2 protein-coding genes are annotated in these 1,130 nt (G+C 40.7%); both read left to right on the top strand.

The genetic code is table 11. The features are described from left to right. Positions 1–13 precede the first annotated feature (13 nt). Positions 14–706, top strand: a complete 693-nt coding sequence (locus tag ACFILD_RS03115) for a hypothetical protein (RefSeq protein WP_375654843.1) — start codon at positions 14–16, stop codon at positions 704–706. A 39-nt stretch (positions 707–745) separates the two neighbouring features. Continuing rightward, the coding region (locus tag ACFILD_RS03110) for a hypothetical protein (protein WP_375664755.1) at positions 746–1,130 on the top strand (385 nt) is incomplete at its 3' end.

The following is a 1,130-nucleotide window of genomic DNA, read 5'->3' as shown; positions in this document are numbered from 1 at the left end:
AAGGAGTAAAACCATGGAAAAAAAATACGAAATGACTGATGAAACAATCGAAGTTGGGGGCAAAACTCTCCACCGCATTCGTGCATTGAGAGACTTTGGAAGAGTCAAGAAAGGTGACGTTGGTGGTTTTATTGAGCATGAGGGTAATTTATCACATGATGGCAATTGCTGGGTTGGAGATAGTGCAAAGGTTTTTGGGAATGCCAAAGTCTATGCCAATGCACTAATCCAAGATTGTGCATTGGTTTATGATAACGCAACAATTTTCGATGATGCACAAATTTTGAGTGGTGCACACATTTTCAATCATGCAAAAGTTTACGGTAATGCCCGTGTTCACGTACTTGCAAAAATTTATGGGAACGCGAAAGTGTACGATAAAGCTTCTGTTTCTGGTAGTGCACGAATATACCATGATGCAAAGATTGGCGGTAATGCAATAATTTCAAAGAACGCAGAAATTTTTGACGATGCTTGTGTTTTTGAATCCGCATGTATTGCAGATGATGCACGTGTTTTTGGAAAGGCTAAGGTTTATGGCGATGCCGCAGTCCACCAAGGTGCACATGTTTCTGAAAAAGCTAAAATTGGCGGTCAAGCAGAAATCTCTGGAAATGCCCGTGTGTTTGGTGGTGCACTAGTTTGCGAGAATGCCAAAGTAACCGGAAATACAAAAGTATCTGGAAATGACACTGTTTTAAGATAAGGGCGACTTAAAACATGGAAAAAAAATACGAACTTACTGATGAAACAATCGAAGTTGATNTACGAACTTACTGATGAAACAATCGAAGTTGATGGCAAAATCCTTCACCGCATTCGTGCACTGAGAGATTTGGGGGACGTCAAGAAAGGTGATCTTGGCGGCTATATCGAGAAAGAAGACAATCTAAGTCATGATGGCAATTGCTGGGTTGGGGGTTATGCCAAGGTTTATGATGATGCTAAGGTTTACGAAAATGCACAAGTTTACGGTTATGCCGAGGTTTACGACAATTCTCGTATTTATGGCAAAGCAGAAGTTTTCGATGAACCATGCATTTATGGTCATGCAGAAGTTTACGGTGATGCATATATTTGCGGTGAACCGCACGTTTTTGATAATGCAGAAGTTTATGGCAATGCACAAG

Origin of the sequence: Bartonella sp. CL162QHHD (assembly GCF_042195435.1) — a bacterium.
Taxonomy (GTDB): Bacteria; Pseudomonadota; Alphaproteobacteria; order Rhizobiales; family Rhizobiaceae; genus Bartonella.
Note: the sequence above shows the minus strand (reverse complement) of the source record. Positions and strands in the feature narration are given on the sequence as shown.

Coding starts and splice junctions, on each gene's coding strand:
- ACFILD_RS03115 (WP_375654843.1), top strand. CDS start 14: ATGGAAAAAAAATACGAAATGACTGATGAAACAATCGAAGTTGGGGGC.